Here is a 15,608-nt window from a genome sequence, read left to right as displayed (position 1 = left end):
TCCTCTTGCGCCATCAGTGAGCCCGGCCGCCGCTGAGCCGGTCGCCGTAGCGCCATTCCAGGAAGGATTTGGCAGCCAGGGTCACCAGCGCCAGCAATGCCAGCAGCGAGGCGACGGCAAAGGCGCCGACGAAATCATATTCGTTGTAGAGAATCTCGACATGGAGCGGCATCGTGTTGGTCTGGCCGCGGATATGGCCGGATACCACCGAGACGGCGCCGAACTCGCCCATCGCACGCGCATTGCACAGCAACACGCCATAGAGCAGGCCCCAGGCGACGTTGGGCAATGTCACCAGGCGGAAGGTCTGCCAGCCGCTGGCACCCAGCGAGATGGCGGCCTCTTCCTCCTCGGTGCCCTGTTCCTGCATGAGCGGGATGAGCTCGCGCGCGACGAAGGGGAAGGTCACGAACACGGTCGCCAGCACCAGGCCGGTGATGTTGAAGATCACCTTGATACCCCAGGCGTCCAGAGTCGGCCCAAACCAGCCATGGGCGCCGTAGAGCAGTACATAGATGAGACCGGAGATGACCGGCGAGACCGAAAAGGGCAGGTCGACCAGGGTGAGGAGGATGCTCTTGCCGCGGAACTCGAATTTCGCGATCGCCCAGGCACCGGCGAGGCCAAAGACGATGTTGAGGGGGACGGCGATCGCTGCCACTTGAAGCGTGAGGAGGATCGCCGCGCGGGCATCAGGCTCGACAACGGCGGCGAAATAGGCGCCAAGCCCATGCCGCAACGCTTCGAGGAAGACGGAGATGAGCGGCAGGAACAGGACCAGGATGATGAAGCCGAGGGCGAGGCCGATGAGGCCCCAGCGCACGATCGCCGGGTCCTGCAGGGCGAGGGGCTTGCTGATGCGCGTGGAACTGCTCATCGTGAACGATCCTCGTGCCGCCGCGCCCAGCGCTGGATCATGTTGAGCACCAGCAGCATGACGAAGGAGATGGCCAGCATGACGACGGCGATGGCGGCGGCGCCCGCATAGTCGAACTGCTCCAGCTTGGAGACGATCAGCAACGGGGCGATTTCGGATTTCATCGGCATGTTGCCGGCGATGAAGATGACCGAGCCGTACTCACCGACCGCGCGCGCGAACGCCAGCGCGATGCCGGTCAGGAGCGCCGGCATGATCGAAGGCAGGATGACCAGGACAAAGACCTGCAGCCGGTTGGCACCGAGACTGGCCGAGGCTTCCTCCAACTCCGCCTCGAAATCGAGCAGCACCGGCTGCACCGTGCGCACCACGAAAGGCAGGCCGATGAAGATGAGGGCGATGACGATGCCGAGCGGGGTGAAGGCGACCTTGATTTCCAGCGGCGTCAACAACGACCCGATCCAGCCATTGGGCGCATAAAGTGTCGTGAGCGCGATGCCGGCAACCGCCGTCGGCAAGGCGAAGGCCAGATCCACGAAGGCATCGATCAGGCGCTTGCCGTGAAATTCATAGCGAACTAGGACCCAGGCGATGATCAACCCTAACACGCCTTTGATGAGGGCCGCGATCGCCGCCGTGCCGAAACTGACGCGCAAGCTGGCCAGCACACGCGGCGTCGTCACCGTGTCGAAGAATCCCGCAAGGCCCAGTTCGGCCGGGCGCATGATCAGGGCAGCCAGCGGCAGCAGGACAATGATGCTGAGATAGAAGAGGACATAGCCCAAGGTCAGGCCGAATCCCGGCAAGACGCTCGGTCGTTTCCAATTCCCCAAAATGCCGGCTTGTGCGGTCATCACCCACCCATGAAACAGCAGTCCCAGCCTTGGCCATAGGCCTCAGCCAAGGGCGATTATATCTATCTTCTTACTAGTGTATTTGCCCAAAAAACGGTGGGAAATTGACCCCGCCCCGGATGCTAGATTCCGTCTCCCATGACGAGTTCCGCCGCTCGGCCATCGAGCACGTCTGACAGGCTGGTGCGGTCGAGGATGCCGGAGGAGGCGTCACGCACCTGCTTCAGAATCCGGCGGATGACGCAGGTCGCCTCATCCTCGCAATCGACGCAGCGGCGATAGGCGGTGAGGCTGGCGCAGGGCAAAGCGGCGAGCGGACCATCGATGAGGCGAATGACCTCACCAAAGTGAATATCTTCCGGGGACTTCGCCAGGGCGTAGCCGCCATGCTTGCCGCGAAAGCTCTGCACGAAGCCATTTCGCTTCAGTTCCAAGAGGATAAGCTCCAGGAACTTGCGCGGCACGGCCTGTTTGGCAGCAATTTCGGCGATCCCGACCGGTTCTTCGGATTTTGCCTGGGCTAGATAGAGCAGGGCCCGCATGGCGTATTTGGCTTTTTGCGACAGCATTCTGAAATCTCTATAGGGTAACTAGAGAATATGTCTTGGAATGGAAATGTCAAGCATTCGGGACATCAATATCGACCTTGTGATCAGGACTTATCGCCGACCGATGTGAGTCTGTCCAGGAATGGTGAAATCAACCCCTGGCCGCTGACCGGATCGCTCCCCATAGCGACCGCAGTGGCGATGCCGATCGCCGATGAGACAGGATTGTGGGTGCCGCTGCCGGCGCGCAGATTCATGACCAAGGTCGGGCAGAGGAACAGGGCAAGTTGGATAAGCCGCCGCCAATTTGCCGGCAGCAGGTTCTGCGCCGCCAACGCGCGGAGGAGCGGGCGCCACAGCAGATCGATCTTGGCATCGAGCAGCGCCAGGCGGACCGGGCTCGGGTGCCAATCCGTTTCGATCTCCAGCATGTCGTCGGCGCGCCGCGCCCTCGCCTGATAGCGCGTGGCGGCCGCGGCCGGGTCATAAAGCCAGAGCGGATGCGCGAAGACATTATGGAAGGTGGTCTTCACCTCGGCGAGCAAAGCCGGCACATGGCGACCCGCAAAGGCCGGGTCGAACATCACCAATTGGGCCTCCGGCCCATGGTCCTCAAACCAGACATTGGCGTTATGCGCATCGCCATGTGCGGTGACACCACCTGATCCGGCAAAGTTCTCTGGTGCGAGCTGCGTGAAGGCCTCGTTGAACAAGGTTTCCAGCGTGTCGCGGTAGCGCACGCCATTCACGACGATCTGCAAATCCTTCAGTTCATCCCAGGACAAGGTCACCCCGGGAAACTCAAACCTTTGGCCGCGATAGAAACTGCCGAATCGCCCGCCGATGATTCCAGGCTTGTCGGCATCGACCAGCCGTGCCTGGAACAGGCGGTGGATCGGTTCCGCCGCCGATTGCGCGGAATCGATCGGATGCAGCGTTCGCATATAGACCGCCATCAGTTCTTCATTGAGCCGCCGTTCCGCCGCGACGGCCCGCTCGATGGCCGCCCGGTCGTTGATGAAATCCAGTTCTTTCAATACATCGGCGAAGCGGCGATCGTCGCGGCGGCGATAGACCAGGATCTGCTCCCCGGGTTCGGTCGAAACATGGATCGGCTGATCGACCGGCAGCCCGGCCTCCGCCAGCAGGCCGGCGCGGTAATATTCGCCGGCCATCGCCTCCTCATTCTCCTCCTGATGGAATTTGAAGAAATAGGGCTGGCCGGCCGCCATGAAGAACCCGTTCAGGGAATTCAGGCTGTAGATATCGATATTGATGCGGATGTCTTCGGCCGTGAAGTCGAACTTGTCCTGCAGGAGCCCGCCGATCAGGCGTGCCGCTCCGAGGAGATCGCCGGCCTTGGCCAGCGATCTGGCGCGCGCGGTAACGGAAAGGGCGGGGAGTGGCATGACAGGCGGGTCTTTTCGGCTATGCTGCGATCTTCAGTTCTGACTTCTAGCGCGGGCTTCCCATGAAAGTCGATCCTACCAATTCTGTCCTGGCCCGTTTCAGCCTAGACGGCAAGCGCGCGTTGGTGACCGGCGCCAGCCGCGGCATCGGCCAGGCCATCGCCATCGGTCTGGCCCAGGCCGGCGCCAAGGTCGCGGTCAGTGCGCGGACCAAGGCCGGCCTCGACGAAACCCTCGCGAAGATTCCCGGCGGCGTCGCCATCGCGATGGATGTTTCCGACGTCACCGCCTGCCGGGACGGCGTGGCTGCTGCCGCCCAGGCACTGGGCGGACTCGACATCCTCATCAACAATGCCGGCGTTGAGCAGGTCTGCCCGTCGCTCGATGTCGATGAGGCCCTGTGGGACCGTATCCTTGATACCAACCTCAAGGGTGCCTTCTTCTGCGCCCAGGCTGCAGCCAAGGTGATGCAGCAGGCCAAGCACGGCGGCTCGATCCTCAACATGTGCTCGCTGACCTCGGAAGTGGGCGTGCCGACCGCCGTGCCCTACGGCTCGTCGAAAAGCGGCCTCCTCGGCATGACGCGGGCGCTCTCCGCCGAATGGGCGCCGCTCGGCATCCGCGTCAACAGCCTGGGGCCGGGCTATTTCCGGACGGCCCTCACCGACGTGTTCTATGAAAATGCCGATTGGTCCGCCGCCATGCTGGCCAAGATCCCGCTGCAGCGCTTCGGGCAGCTCGATGATCTGGTGGGTGCGGCAATTTTCCTCAGTTCCGACGCCTCAGCCTACGTCACCGGAATTTACATGCCGGTCGACGGTGGCTATCTTGCCTCGATCTGACTTCCCCAGAATCTGACTGAATGGACAAGCCCATGGCCGGCAGCGTCAACCTGCACGATCTCGCGCGCCTCAGCCCCGAGGCCCGCAGCACCCTCCTCAAGCGCTCTGAGGCGGATCTCGGCCCCTTCCTCGACCGCGTCCGCCCGATCATCGCAGCGGTGAAGGAAGAGGGCGATGTGGCGCTGGCTCGCTTTGCCAACGAGTTCGATAAATCGCCAGTGAAAGCAGGCGAGATCGCGGCGACCCAATCGGATTTCGACGCCGCGTTCAAAGCAGTGGAGCCCGAGGTCATTGCCGCGATCGAATTCGCCGTCGCCAACATCCGCAAGTTCCACACCGACCAGAAGCCCGAGGAGATGTGGCTCCACGAGATGCGACCCGGCGCCTTCGCCGGCGATCGCTTTCGTCCCATCCCCTCGGTTGCCTGCTATGTGCCGCGCGGCAAGGGGTCGTTCCCCAGCGTCGTGATGATGACGACCATTCCCGCCGTCGTCGCCGGCGTGAAGAACATCTGCGTCGTCACACCACCGGGTCCGGACGGCAAGATCGACGCGGCGACCCTCGTGGCGGCGCGCCTCGCCGGCGTCGACAAGGTCTATAAATGCGGCGGCGCGCAGGGTGTGGCGGCGGTGGCCTATGGCACTGAGACCGTGCCCAAATGCGCCAAGATCGTTGGGCCGGGTAGCCCCTATGTCGTGGCCGCCAAGCGGCTGCTGGCCGATGTCATCGATCCCGGCATTCCGGCCGGCCCCAGCGAATCCATCATCTTCGCCGACGCGACGGTGGATGGCCGCCTGGCCGCCCTCGATCTGCTGGTCGAAGCGGAGCACGGCCCGGATTCATCGGCCTATCTGGTGACACCGTCGCTCAAAGTGGCCGAAGCCGCCATCAAGGCGCTGCCTGATTATTGGGCAAAGATGTCGGAGCAGCGGGTCGCCTTCTCCTCCGCCGTCCTCATGGGACGTAGTGGCGGCGTGGTGTTGACCCCCGATGTCGACAGCGCCATGGCCTTCATCAACGACTACGCGCCGGAACATCTGGAAATCCTGTCCGATGAACCCTTTGCCTATCTCGGCCGGATCGAGAATGCGGGCGAGGTGCTGCTCGGCAAGCACACGCCGGTGACGCTGGGCAATTTCGTGCTCGGCCCCAATGCCGTGCTGCCGACCAGCAGGGCCGCCATGACCCATTCGCCGCTCTCGGTCTTCGACTACATGAAGCGCATCTCGGTGGGCTACGTGACCTCGGCCGGCTATCCGGAACTGGCCAGACACGCCCGCGTGCTTGCGACCTATGAGGGTTTTGACGCCCATGCCAACGCGGTTTCCGAGATTCGCACCAAACTGCTGAAGTAGTCGGGGCGTTTGCTTGACAATATTCCGGGCGGGCCATCACTATCGCCGCCGGAACGGGGAACCACGTGCAGACAGGGAGAACAATCATGAACTGGACCTTCAATCGGCGTCAGATCTTGCAGGCTGGCGCTGCGACGCTCGCCATGACCGGCATCAGCAAATCGGCCTTCGCCCAGGCCATTCCGACGACGCCCGAAGCCGGCGCCATCAAGATGGCGATCGAGCCCTGGCTCGGTTACGGCCAATGGCATATTGCCGCGAAGAAAGGCCTCTTCGCCGCAGCCGGCCTGCCGGAAGTTGAAGTCGTCAACTTCAACACCGACGCCGACCTCAATGCGGCGCTCGCAGCCGGTCAGGTCCAGTGCGGCAACATCGCCACGCATACCGCGATGGCCTTTGCCGCCGCCGGCCTGCCGATCAAGATCATCGCCTTGCTCGACGTCTCGATGACCGCCGATGCCATGATCACCGATGGCTCGATCGCCTCGATTGCCGATTTGAAGGGCAAGCAGGTCGCGTTCGAGGAAGGCACCACCAGCCATATCCTGCTGAACTACGCCTTGGCGCAGAACGGCATGACCCTCGATGACGTGCAGAAGGTGCCGATGCCGGCCTCCGACGCCGGTTCCGCGCTCATCGCCGGCAAGGTGCCGGTCGCCGTCACCTACGAGCCTTACCTGACACTCGCCATGCAGCAGAATCCCAAGGTGAAGATGCTGTATTCGGCCGGCGAAAATCCGGGTCTCATCTCCGACGTCTTCGTCGTGCGCGAAGATTTCCTCGCTGAAAAGCCGGGCCAGGTTCTGGCCCTGCTCAAGGCCTGGGACGCCTCGGTTGCCGATTACAAGGCCGACACCGCCGGTGGCCGCGCCATCATCTCGGAAGCCGTGGGCGCCAAGCCCGAGGAACTGGCGACCGCGTTTGACGGCGTGACCTATTACACGATCGGCGAGAACAAGACCCAGCTCAGCGGCGATTTCGTCAACAAGGTCGTGCCGGAAGTTAAGAAGGCGGCCCTCTCGGCCGGCCTGCTCAGCGCCGATGTCGACCTTGCCAAGCTGATCGACACCCGCTTCGTCGAGGCGTTCTAAATCCATGCCGGGGGAGTCACGCCAACCACGCACTCCCCCGGCCAGGGTTTCCTCCGGATTGTTCTCGCTGACGGCCTCGGTCGGGTCGCGTCAGTTCATCACCATCGCGGTTCTGGTTTTTTTCGCGCTTGGCCTCGTCTGGTGGCTTGTCACCAAGGCCGGCTGGGTGACGCCGCTGTTCCTGCCGCCGCCCGAAAAGGTCCTGGAGCGCCTCCAGGAACTGGCGGTGAGCGGCAAGCTGCTCGACGACATGCTGATCAGCATCTACCGAATCTCGCTGGGCTTCCTCATCTCGACCGCGTTTGCTTTGCCGATCGGCATTCTCATCGGCTCCTACCGCGCCTGGGAAGCCATGATCGAGCCGCTGGTCGATTTCATCCGCTACATGCCGGTGGTGGCCTTCGTGCCGCTGACCATCCTGTGGACCGGCACGGGCGATGCGCAAAAATTTCTCATCATCTTCATCGGCACCTTCTTCCAGCAGGTGCTGCTGGTCATGGACAATGTGAAGTCCGTGCCGCGCGATTTCATCAATCTCGGCCGCACCCTGCAGATGCCGGAGAGCCGGATTCTCGCGCGCATCATCCTGCCCTCCGCCATGCCGGGGATCTGGGATTCGATGCGCATCAGCCTGGGCTGGGCCTGGACCTGGCTAGTGGTGGCGGAGTTGGTGGCGGCAACCTCGGGCCTCGGCTACCGCATCACCACCGCGCAGCGTTTCTTCCAGACCGACACCATTTTCGGCTATCTGCTGTTGCTGGGCGTGCTCGGCCTTGCCACCGACCAGGCGATGAAATGGGGCAGCCGCAAGCTGTTCCGCTATCTGAGGCAGTCGCGATGATCGCCCCCAAGCTCGTCATCTCCAATCTCGGCAAAACGTTCCATGGCGACCGCGGCGACGTGGTGGCGCTGTCGGGCGTCGATCTCACTTTGGGCGAAAACGAATTCGTCTCGCTGGTCGGAACATCCGGCTGCGGCAAGTCGACCCTGCTCTCGATCGTGGCGGGTCTCGAAAGCCATGATGCCGGTTCCGTCACCATCGAAGGCAAACCCATCAGCGGCCCCGGCCTTGATCGCGGTGTGGTCTTTCAAAGCTACACCCTGCTGCCCTGGCTCACGACGCTGGGCAATGTCGAATTTGCGCTTCTCGCCGCCGGCAAGTCGCGCAAGGACGCCCGCGACATTGCCCGGTCTCATCTGTCGCTGGTCGGCCTCGACGGTTTTGCCGATGCCTTCCCCAGTGAACTTTCTGGTGGCATGAAGCAGCGTGTCGCCATCGCGCGCGCACTCTCCTACCGCCCCAACATGCTGCTGATGGACGAGCCGTTCGGTGCGCTCGACGCCTTGACCCGCCATCACATGCAGGAATTGCTGGCCCGCATCTGGGAACAGCATCGCCTCACCGTGCTGTTCGTGACCCATGACGTGGAGGAGGCGGTCTATATGTCGGACCGTGTCGCCGTCATGTCGAACCGCCCCGGCCGTATCAAGCGCATCATCGATATCGACCTGCCGCGCCCGCGCACCTATGAGATGATGGGATCGCTCGAATTCACGAAATTGCAGCGCGAGGTGCTGGCCGAAATCCGTGCCGAATCCATCGCCATCGCGGCGCTGGGCGACGCCCTCGCGTGACGCCATGAACCGCGCCGACTATCTCGCTCAGGATGGTATCGGTCTTGCCGATCTCATCCGGCGGCGTGAGGTGTCCGTGGCCGAGGTAGAGATCGCGGCGCGCGACGTCATTACCGCGGCCAATCCTCAGGTCAATGCCATCGTCGATTTGTTCCTCATGCCGGTGGCGGCGGAGACTGCGGGCGGCATGTTCGAGGGTGTGCCTTTCCTGCTGAAGGATATCGGCGGCGCGCTCGCGGGTGTGCGCACGACGGGCGCCTGCCGCTATCTCGGCGCCTTGCCGCCGCCCAATGTCGATGACGTCTTGACCGCGCGCTTCAAGGCGGCGGGTCTGCAGATCATGGGGAAGACCAATCTCCCCGAACTGGGTTTCAACGTGACAACCGAGCCGGATATGTTCGGCCCCAGCCGCAATCCGTGGAATCTCGCGCATTCGACCGGCGGCTCTTCCGGCGGGTCGGCTGCGGCGGTGGCGGCCGGGATGGTGCCCTTGGCGCATGCAACCGACGGGGCGGGCTCGATCCGCATTCCGGCTGCTGCCTGCGGGCTTGTCGGATTGAAGCCGTCACGGGGTGCCTTGCCGCAGGGCCCCGCCCATGCCGACATCTATGCCGGATTGGTGAGCGAAGGTGTCGTCAGCCGCACGGTCCGTGACAGTGCCGCGGCGCTCGACATCATGTACGACGCCGATGCGGGGGCGCCCTATGCGGCCCCCGCGGCGCCGGCTGGTGGGTTCCTGGCCGCATTGGCGCGGAAGGGGCCGCGCCTGCGCATTGGTATCAACCATCAACACCTCGCCGATGTGATCCTGGATCGGAACGCCTTGCGCGCGCTCGAGATCGCGGCGGCATTGCTGAGCGATCTCGGCCATCACGTGGCGTCGATTGCCTTGCCGATCCTGGAGGAGGATCTTCACGTCCCGCGCCAGGTCTATCTCGCCCAGGTTTGCGCCCAGGCCGCGGCCGATGCAGTTGAGCTTGCGCGCCTGCTGGGCCGTGGCCCACGCGACGACGAGATGGAGATGATCAACCTCGCCGCGATTGAAGCCGGCCGCCGGATGACGGCCTCGGATTATGTCGGCAGCATTCGGCAGGGCCAGAATTTCGCGCGGCGGATGGCGCTGCTGTGGGACGATGTGGATGTGCTGTTGACACCGGCCTTGGCCGGACCGGCACCCAGGCTCGGCGCCTTTCCGACCGATCATGACGATGTCACCGAGCATGTGGCGCGGATGCTGCGCTTCTCGCCCTTTACCGCGACCTACAATGTGACCGGTGAACCTGCGATCGTGGTGCCGATCACGCAATCAAGCGATGGCCTGCCCGTGGGTATTCAACTCGCGGCGCCTCTCGGTGCCGATGTTGCCTTGCTGCAACTCGCCCACGAAATCGAAATGGCACGGCCGTTCGCGCGTTCGCCGATGATGGCCTGAGCGCACGATGGTCTTACGACCGTTGCTCGACCGGTTCCTGCGGGAAGGCATAGGTATAGATATGCCGCTGGATATCGCTCAGATGCCGGTACATGCATTCATAGGCGCGCTCTGAATTGCGCGCGGCGATCGCCTCGTAGATCTCCTCATGGGACGCGGCATGGACCGCCTGGCGCTTGAAGCAATGGGCGTTCTCGCTCAGGCGCCGCCAGGTGGCGTCGCGCCGGCTGGCGCCGAACGTATCGAACAGCGACAGGAACAGCGCATTGCGGGCGGCCTCGGCGATGATGCGATGGAACTTCTCATCGGCCCGTTCATAGACCAGCGGATCGGTGGCGTTCTTGGTCTCGGCCAGGGCCGCTTCCAGGCGACGAATATCGGCCTGCGAGGCGCGCAAGGCGGCGAGGCGTGCGATCACCGGCTCGACGGCAAGCCGCACTTCCGAAACTTCGATCGGATTGGTGAATTCGAGGATGCGGTCGAAGGGAATGGCGGCAAAGGCGGCGCCGATCCCGGCATCGGCAATATGTCCATGGTCATGGCCATTGTGGCCATTGCCATTGCTGCGAACGGGTGTTGCGGCGGCTGTTTCCCGGTTGCTGTTGGCGTGGACAAAGGTGCCACGACCCTGCTCGCGCGTGATGCGACCTTCCTGTTCCAATATGTCGAGGGCGCGGCGCAGGGACCGCCGACCGACACCAAGTTCGTCGGCGAGATGGCGCTCCGGCGGCATGCGACCGTCCGCACCAATTGCCCCGTCGCTGATCAGACGGCGCAGCTTGTTAAGTGTTTGGTCCGCGTTCTGCAGCATGAAACTCATCCGTTGGTGCTTTGGTCCGCCGGTGCGGTGGAACCATGGTTCAAGCTTGGTTCAAGCTGGCGCAACCGAAAATCAAGCGCATCATGCGCTGCATTTGCGAGAAAGTAAAGAATCGAGACGCCAGGATTGCGCGTGTCCGACCAAGTGGTTCGGCCCAAGTTCAGGCTCCAGCCTAGGATGGTGCAGAAGAATTGGTTTCCTAATTGGATCGCTGTTGACGGCATTCAGTGAGAATGGTTACGCTAAATCCGAGTTGTTGAGGCGAAACGAACCAATTTATGGCTCGCTGTTGGAAATTGGTCCCGCAAAAGGGCCTGCCGCGGCGATGAGGGAGGGGCGGATGAGTTCGGCACACAAGCTCGAGGGGTCCAATCTCCAGGCAGCGCTCGACAAGCTGCATGCGGATGTCGCCAGCCACAACATGGCGCCCTATTGGGTGGTCGATCGCAGCGTCAAGAATGACGAGGACACCCGCATCCGGGATACCCGTCAGGCGATCCCGTTCAGCTGGACCTACAAGGAAGATATCGAGCCGCTGCTCTATCGCTCCGCGGAACTCATCACCACCGAAAGCTCCGAGCGCCGCTCGCTGGTGCTGGTCAATCCGGGGCTTGCCCCCAAGCGCGCGGCCGTCTCGACCCTCTATGTGGCCTATCGCCTCAATGATCCCAACGAGATCATGCCCCCGCACCGGCACTCGCCCAATGCCATTCGCCTCGGGCTGACGGGAAATCAGAACTTCACCGGCGTTGAGGGCGAGAATATCACCTTCGGGCCTGGCGATCTGGTGCTGACGCCGCACGACACCTGGCACAATCACGGCAATCGCGGCAATGAAAACGCGATCAATCTCAGCGTCCTTGACCTGCCCTTGGTCGAGACCCTGTGTGCCATGTATTTCGAGCATGACTACACGGAAGAAGAAGAGGGCAAGCGCGTCCGCCGCGTCATGCAATCGGAGCGCTTCCCTGAGAACTACTCGCAAACCATCTATGGCAGCGGTGGGTTGAAGCCGCGCTTCGTCTCGCATAATCGCGGCACCGGTTTTGCCTCGCCCATGTATGTCTATCGCTGGGACATGATGCGCGAGGCCCTGGAGCGGGCGAAGAACTGGGACGGCGATGCCCATGAGGCGTTGACGATCGAATATGTCGATCCGACCAATGGGCAGAGCATTTTCAAGACCATGACCTTCTTCATGCAGATGCTGCGGCCGGGCGAAAAGACGCTCCCGCTGAAGCAGAATGCCAGCCTCACCGTGTCGCCCTTCGAGGGTCGCGGCTACAGCATCGTCGGCGGCAAGCGGATCGACTGGGCGCCGTTCGATACCATGGCGGTGCCGGGCGGCGAATGGTGCGAGCATGTCAACACGTCCGACAAGGATCCGGCGATCCTCTTTGTCGCCAGCGACGAGCCCACGTTGAAGGCGCTGGCGCTTTATCAGAAACACGGCAAGACCAAGACCGGCGAAATCGTCCGTCTGGCCTGAACGGGAATTACCAGCGCGATGGCGAAGAGCAAGAACACCAAGTTGATTGGCCATATCGACTGCCCGGGCGGTGGCCAGGTTTGGGTCGAGAACCGGATTCTCTATATCGGCCATATGCGCCAACCGACGGGTACCACCATCGTCGACGTCGCCGATCCGACCAGGCCGAAGCAGTTGGCCAGGATCGAGATGCCGACCGGCTGGCATTCTCACAAGGTGCGGGTCGCCAATGACATCATGGTGGTCAATCACGAGCGCCAGGGATGGAAGGTGCCGCCGAGTTCGGCGGCGGCCTCGGCATCTATGACGTCTCGAAGCCTGCCGAGCCCAAGCTCATCAGCAAATGGCGCACCTATGGCAAGGGTGTCCACCGCTACGATTTCGACGGCCGCTACGCCTATATCTCGCCGACCGCAGAGGGATATATCGGCAATATCGCGATGATCCTCGACCTCAAGGACCCGGCCAAGCCCGAGGAAGTCGGCCGCTGGTGGATTCCGGGGCAATGGCAGGCCGGTGGCGAGGAGTATCCGTGGGATAACTGGACCCCGCCGCGCTGTCATCATCCCTTGCGCGTCGGCAACCGGCTCTATGTCAGCTATTGGCATCACGGCTTCTTTATCCTCGATATCGAGGACATGTCGCGGCCCAAGCTCATCTCCGCCGTCAATACCTCGCCAACTTTCCCGCATCCCACGCATACCTGCCTCAAGATGAAGCAGAAGCTGAAAGGCCGCGACATCATGATCGTGGCGGATGAGGACGTGGCGAAGCTGTGGCCGGCGGCACCTGCCTTCACCTGGGTCTATGACATCACCAACGAGCATTGCCCGATCCCGATCTCCACCTTCCAGGTCGAGGGCCTGGACAAGGACGGGTCGCCGCAGCCGCCGATGATGGGTTGTCACCAACCCTCCGAGCGCTTCAGCGGGACGATCATTCCCTTTGCCTGGTTCGCGCAAGGGATGCGCCTCATCGATTTTGCCGATCCGTTCAAGCCGGTCGAAGTCGGCTTCTATGAAACCGATGCGCCGCAGGGCTTTGATCTCGCCTCGTCCAATGACGTTACCATGGATGATCGCGGCCTCATCTATCTCATCGATCGCCAGCGCGGCGTCGACATCATCGAGACCAGTGTGTTCTAGGGGATTGCATGAGCGACAAAATCAAACCGATCGGTAAGAAAAATCCCAACCTGCCATTCCATCCGGCCGTGCGCGCCGGCGACTTCATCTTTGTATCGGGACAAGTCCCCAAGGATGAGAACGGAAACATGTGCGACGGAACGATTGAAGAGGAAACCCGCTGGACGATTGAATCAGTCCGTCGCATTCTGGCACTCGAAGGGGCTGAACTTTCGGACATCGTCAAGATGACCATCTTTCTCGAGGATGCGCGCAATTTCGGGCGCTACAACAAAATCTTCGCCGAGTACTTCCCGGAGGGTGTCCTCGCCCGAACGACCGTCGAGGCCCGTGCCGTCATAGAATGCAAGATCGAGATGGATGCCATCGCCTACAAGCCGAAAGGCTGACCAACCGTATCGATACAACAGGCGCGCATGACAGCGCCGACAATGGGGAGACAGGCAGCATGTTGAGACTTCTAGGTCGGAACACATCCGGCAACGTGCAGAAGGTGATTTTTCTCCTCGAGGAACTGGGCCTGCCCTATACCCGCGAGGATTACGGCCGCCAGTTCAACAACACGGCTGACGCCGCCTATCTCGGCCTCAATCCCAATGGCAAAGTGCCGACCCTGCTCGATGACAAGGTCGTGATTTGGGAATCCAACACGATCCTGCGCTATCTTTGCAACAAGCAGAAGAACACCGACCTCTATCCGGCCGATCCGGCGCAGCGGTCGGAGGTCGAGCGCTGGATGGATTGGATGCTGGCGGCACTGAACCCGTCTTACCTGGGCATCTTCAAGGAAGCCAAGAAGGCGCCGGGCGAACGGGCGCCGAGCTGGGATGCGGATTCGAAGGATCTCAAGGCGCAGCTCGAGATCCTCGACGGTGCGCTGAAAGGCAAGGCCTGGGCGGCGGGCGACAAGTTCAGCCTCGCCGACATCGCGCTCGGGCCGGTGGTGCATCGCTGCCTGGATTTCCCGGTCGAGCTGCCGGAACTCGCCGCCCTCAAGGCCTGGCGCAAGAAGTTGACCGAACGCGCCGCCTTCAAGAAGGCAGTTGGTATGTGAACAAAGCAGGGCACGCGGCGCACAAGCTGCGGCTCCAGGGACAGGCATAGGATCAAACAGGAGGGATCATGACCAAGGCAGCGATTGTTGGGTTGGGGACGATGGGACCGGGCATTGCCCAGACCTTGTTGCGGGCGGGGATGCAGGTGACGGCATTCGACCTCAGCGAGGACCAGCGCAAGAAGGCCGGTGCCGGCCTGACGCTGGCCAACACCGTGCTCACCAATCTCGGCACACCGGACCGCAGCAACGGCGCGACCGTCACCATCGCGAACAGCCTGCAGGAATGCGTCGCCGGCGCTACGCTGGTGATCGAGACCGTGCCGGAGAAGTTCGAGATCAAGGCACGGGCCTTCAAGGAGATCGACGCGCTGGTCGACAAGACCTGCATCATCGCCAGCAACACCTCGGGCATTCCCATCACCAAGCTGCAGGCCAATGTCTCGGCACCGGAACGGGTCGTCGGCATGCACTGGTCGAACCCGCCCCATGTCATCCCGATGATCGAGGTGATAGCCGGCGAGAAGACCTCGAAAGCCACCTGCGACTGGATGGTCGAGACCATCAAGGGCCTGGGGCTCCTGCCGGTCGTGGTGCAGAAGGACGTGCCGGGCTTCGTCGAAAATCGCGTGCTCTATGCCTTGCTGCGCGAATGCGTCGACCTGGTCGACCAGGGCGTGATCGATGCCGAGGGCCTCGACACCTGCGTCTCCTGGGGCATCGGCTACAAGCTCTCCGTCATCGGGCCTATGGCCTTACTGGACGTGGCCGGCCTCGACATCTACCAGGCGGTTGGCTCCTACCTCAACAAGGGCCTGTGCAACCGCGACACATTGAGCCCCTTCGTGACCGAGCGGACCGCCGCCGGCAAGCTCCGGGATCAAGACCGGCGGTGGCGTCTTCAGCTACACGCCGGAAAAGATTGCAGCCCTCCAGCAGCAGCGTGCCAAGCGATTGGTCGCCGTGCGCAAGGCACTGGAGAGCTGAGAGTTCAAGAACAAGAAACGGGATCGCATCTCTATCATGAACGACATACAAGTGCTGGGAACGCCGGATG

General features: G+C 62.4%; 14 protein-coding genes and 2 pseudogenes. 11 read left to right on the top strand and 5 right to left on the bottom strand.

The genetic code is table 11. The features are described from left to right. Positions 1-13: 13 nt before the first annotated feature. From cysW to IPK59_07990, 4 genes are all read right to left on the bottom strand, one after another. Positions 14-877 carry a sulfate ABC transporter permease subunit CysW gene (gene cysW, locus IPK59_08005; protein MBK8158700.1) on the bottom strand — a complete coding sequence of 288 codons (864 nt, stop codon included), beginning with the start codon at positions 875-877 and terminating at the stop codon, positions 14-16. Beyond that, a complete protein-coding gene (gene cysT / locus IPK59_08000) occupies positions 874-1,731 on the bottom strand; it encodes a sulfate ABC transporter permease subunit CysT (GenBank protein ID MBK8158699.1) in 858 nt (285 codons plus the stop codon). The genes cysW and cysT overlap by 4 nt, the downstream gene beginning before the upstream one ends. A gap of 122 nt (positions 1,732-1,853) precedes the next feature. Beyond that, positions 1,854-2,300, bottom strand: a complete 447-nt coding sequence (locus tag IPK59_07995; GenBank protein ID MBK8158698.1) for an Rrf2 family transcriptional regulator — start codon at positions 2,298-2,300, stop codon at positions 1,854-1,856. An 83-nt stretch (positions 2,301-2,383) separates the two neighbouring features. Next, positions 2,384-3,688, bottom strand: a complete 1,305-nt coding sequence (locus IPK59_07990) for a hypothetical protein (GenBank protein MBK8158697.1) — start codon at positions 3,686-3,688, stop codon at positions 2,384-2,386. 62 nt (positions 3,689-3,750) lie between these two features. On the opposite strand from IPK59_07990, the gene IPK59_07985 reads away from it, so the two are divergent. The 6 genes from IPK59_07985 to IPK59_07960 all read left to right on the top strand — a co-directional run bounded on the left by IPK59_07985 (position 3,751) and on the right by IPK59_07960 (position 10,043). Then, positions 3,751-4,530 (top strand): glucose 1-dehydrogenase, encoded by a 780-nt coding sequence (locus IPK59_07985; protein ID MBK8158696.1) that lies wholly within the window; start codon positions 3,751-3,753, stop codon positions 4,528-4,530. Between the two features lie 32 nt (positions 4,531-4,562). Next, complete coding sequence (gene hisD, locus IPK59_07980; protein MBK8158695.1) at positions 4,563-5,885, top strand: histidinol dehydrogenase; 1,323 nt, start codon at positions 4,563-4,565, stop codon at positions 5,883-5,885. A gap of 86 nt (positions 5,886-5,971) precedes the next feature. Continuing rightward, positions 5,972-6,976 carry an ABC transporter substrate-binding protein gene (locus IPK59_07975; GenBank protein MBK8158694.1) on the top strand — a complete coding sequence of 335 codons (1,005 nt, stop codon included), beginning with the start codon at positions 5,972-5,974 and terminating at the stop codon, positions 6,974-6,976. A gap of 4 nt (positions 6,977-6,980) precedes the next feature. Further along, the gene (locus IPK59_07970) at positions 6,981-7,817 is read left to right on the top strand and encodes an ABC transporter permease (protein MBK8158693.1); all 837 of its coding nucleotides are present in this window, start codon (positions 6,981-6,983) and stop codon (positions 7,815-7,817) included. Beyond that, the gene (locus IPK59_07965; GenBank protein MBK8158692.1) at positions 7,814-8,611 is read left to right on the top strand and encodes an ABC transporter ATP-binding protein; all 798 of its coding nucleotides are present in this window, start codon (positions 7,814-7,816) and stop codon (positions 8,609-8,611) included. The genes IPK59_07970 and IPK59_07965 overlap by 4 nt, the downstream gene beginning before the upstream one ends. Before the next feature lie 4 nt (positions 8,612-8,615). Next, positions 8,616-10,043 (top strand): amidase, encoded by a 1,428-nt coding sequence (locus tag IPK59_07960; GenBank protein MBK8158691.1) that lies wholly within the window; start codon positions 8,616-8,618, stop codon positions 10,041-10,043. Positions 10,044-10,056: 13 nt separating this feature from the next. Here the strand turns inward: IPK59_07960 and IPK59_07955 are convergent, their stop codons facing one another. Further along, on the bottom strand, positions 10,057-10,854 hold the full coding sequence (locus tag IPK59_07955; protein MBK8158690.1) for a FadR family transcriptional regulator: 798 nt from the start codon (positions 10,852-10,854) through the stop codon (positions 10,057-10,059). A gap of 349 nt (positions 10,855-11,203) precedes the next feature. On the opposite strand from IPK59_07955, the gene IPK59_07950 reads away from it, so the two are divergent. The 5 genes and pseudogenes from IPK59_07950 (at position 11,204) to IPK59_07930 (ending at position 15,538) form a co-directional block, all read left to right on the top strand. Beyond that, positions 11,204-12,352 carry a cupin domain-containing protein gene (locus IPK59_07950; GenBank protein ID MBK8158689.1) on the top strand — a complete coding sequence of 383 codons (1,149 nt, stop codon included), beginning with the start codon at positions 11,204-11,206 and terminating at the stop codon, positions 12,350-12,352. Positions 12,353-12,370: 18 nt separating this feature from the next. Next, positions 12,371-13,497 (top strand): annotated as a pseudogene (locus IPK59_07945) (hypothetical protein). Positions 13,498-13,505: 8 nt separating this feature from the next. Beyond that, positions 13,506-13,886 (top strand): RidA family protein, encoded by a 381-nt coding sequence (locus IPK59_07940; GenBank protein ID MBK8158688.1) that lies wholly within the window; start codon positions 13,506-13,508, stop codon positions 13,884-13,886. Positions 13,887-13,945: 59 nt separating this feature from the next. Then, positions 13,946-14,551: a glutathione S-transferase family protein gene (locus IPK59_07935; protein MBK8158687.1), complete on the top strand. Its 606-nt coding sequence runs from the start codon at positions 13,946-13,948 to the stop codon at positions 14,549-14,551. 65 nt (positions 14,552-14,616) lie between these two features. Further along, positions 14,617-15,538 (top strand): annotated as a pseudogene (locus IPK59_07930) (3-hydroxyacyl-CoA dehydrogenase family protein). Positions 15,539-15,608 lie beyond the last annotated feature (70 nt).

This window comes from Rhodospirillaceae bacterium (assembly GCA_016712715.1).
Lineage (GTDB): Bacteria > Pseudomonadota > Alphaproteobacteria > Dongiales > Dongiaceae > Dongia.
This window is presented reverse-complemented; position numbering and strand designations above follow the sequence as displayed.

Bases quoted from the DNA above. Each gene is read 5' to 3' on its own strand.
- IPK59_07955 (MBK8158690.1), bottom strand. From the start codon at position 10,854: ATGCTGCAGAACGCGGACCAAACACTTAACAAGCTGCGCCGTCTGATC.
- IPK59_07970 (MBK8158693.1), top strand. From the start codon at position 6,981: ATGCCGGGGGAGTCACGCCAACCACGCACTCCCCCGGCCAGGGTTTCC.
- IPK59_07965 (MBK8158692.1), top strand. From the start codon at position 7,814: ATGATCGCCCCCAAGCTCGTCATCTCCAATCTCGGCAAAACGTTCCAT.
- cysW (MBK8158700.1), bottom strand. From the start codon at position 877: ATGAGCAGTTCCACGCGCATCAGCAAGCCCCTCGCCCTGCAGGACCCG.
- hisD (MBK8158695.1), top strand. From the start codon at position 4,563: ATGGCCGGCAGCGTCAACCTGCACGATCTCGCGCGCCTCAGCCCCGAG.
- IPK59_07995 (MBK8158698.1), bottom strand. From the start codon at position 2,300: ATGCTGTCGCAAAAAGCCAAATACGCCATGCGGGCCCTGCTCTATCTA.
- IPK59_07940 (MBK8158688.1), top strand. From the start codon at position 13,506: ATGAGCGACAAAATCAAACCGATCGGTAAGAAAAATCCCAACCTGCCA.
- cysT (MBK8158699.1), bottom strand. From the start codon at position 1,731: ATGACCGCACAAGCCGGCATTTTGGGGAATTGGAAACGACCGAGCGTC.
- IPK59_07960 (MBK8158691.1), top strand. From the start codon at position 8,616: ATGAACCGCGCCGACTATCTCGCTCAGGATGGTATCGGTCTTGCCGAT.
- IPK59_07975 (MBK8158694.1), top strand. From the start codon at position 5,972: ATGAACTGGACCTTCAATCGGCGTCAGATCTTGCAGGCTGGCGCTGCG.
- IPK59_07950 (MBK8158689.1), top strand. From the start codon at position 11,204: ATGAGTTCGGCACACAAGCTCGAGGGGTCCAATCTCCAGGCAGCGCTC.
- IPK59_07935 (MBK8158687.1), top strand. From the start codon at position 13,946: ATGTTGAGACTTCTAGGTCGGAACACATCCGGCAACGTGCAGAAGGTG.
- IPK59_07985 (MBK8158696.1), top strand. From the start codon at position 3,751: ATGAAAGTCGATCCTACCAATTCTGTCCTGGCCCGTTTCAGCCTAGAC.
- IPK59_07990 (MBK8158697.1), bottom strand. From the start codon at position 3,688: ATGCCACTCCCCGCCCTTTCCGTTACCGCGCGCGCCAGATCGCTGGCC.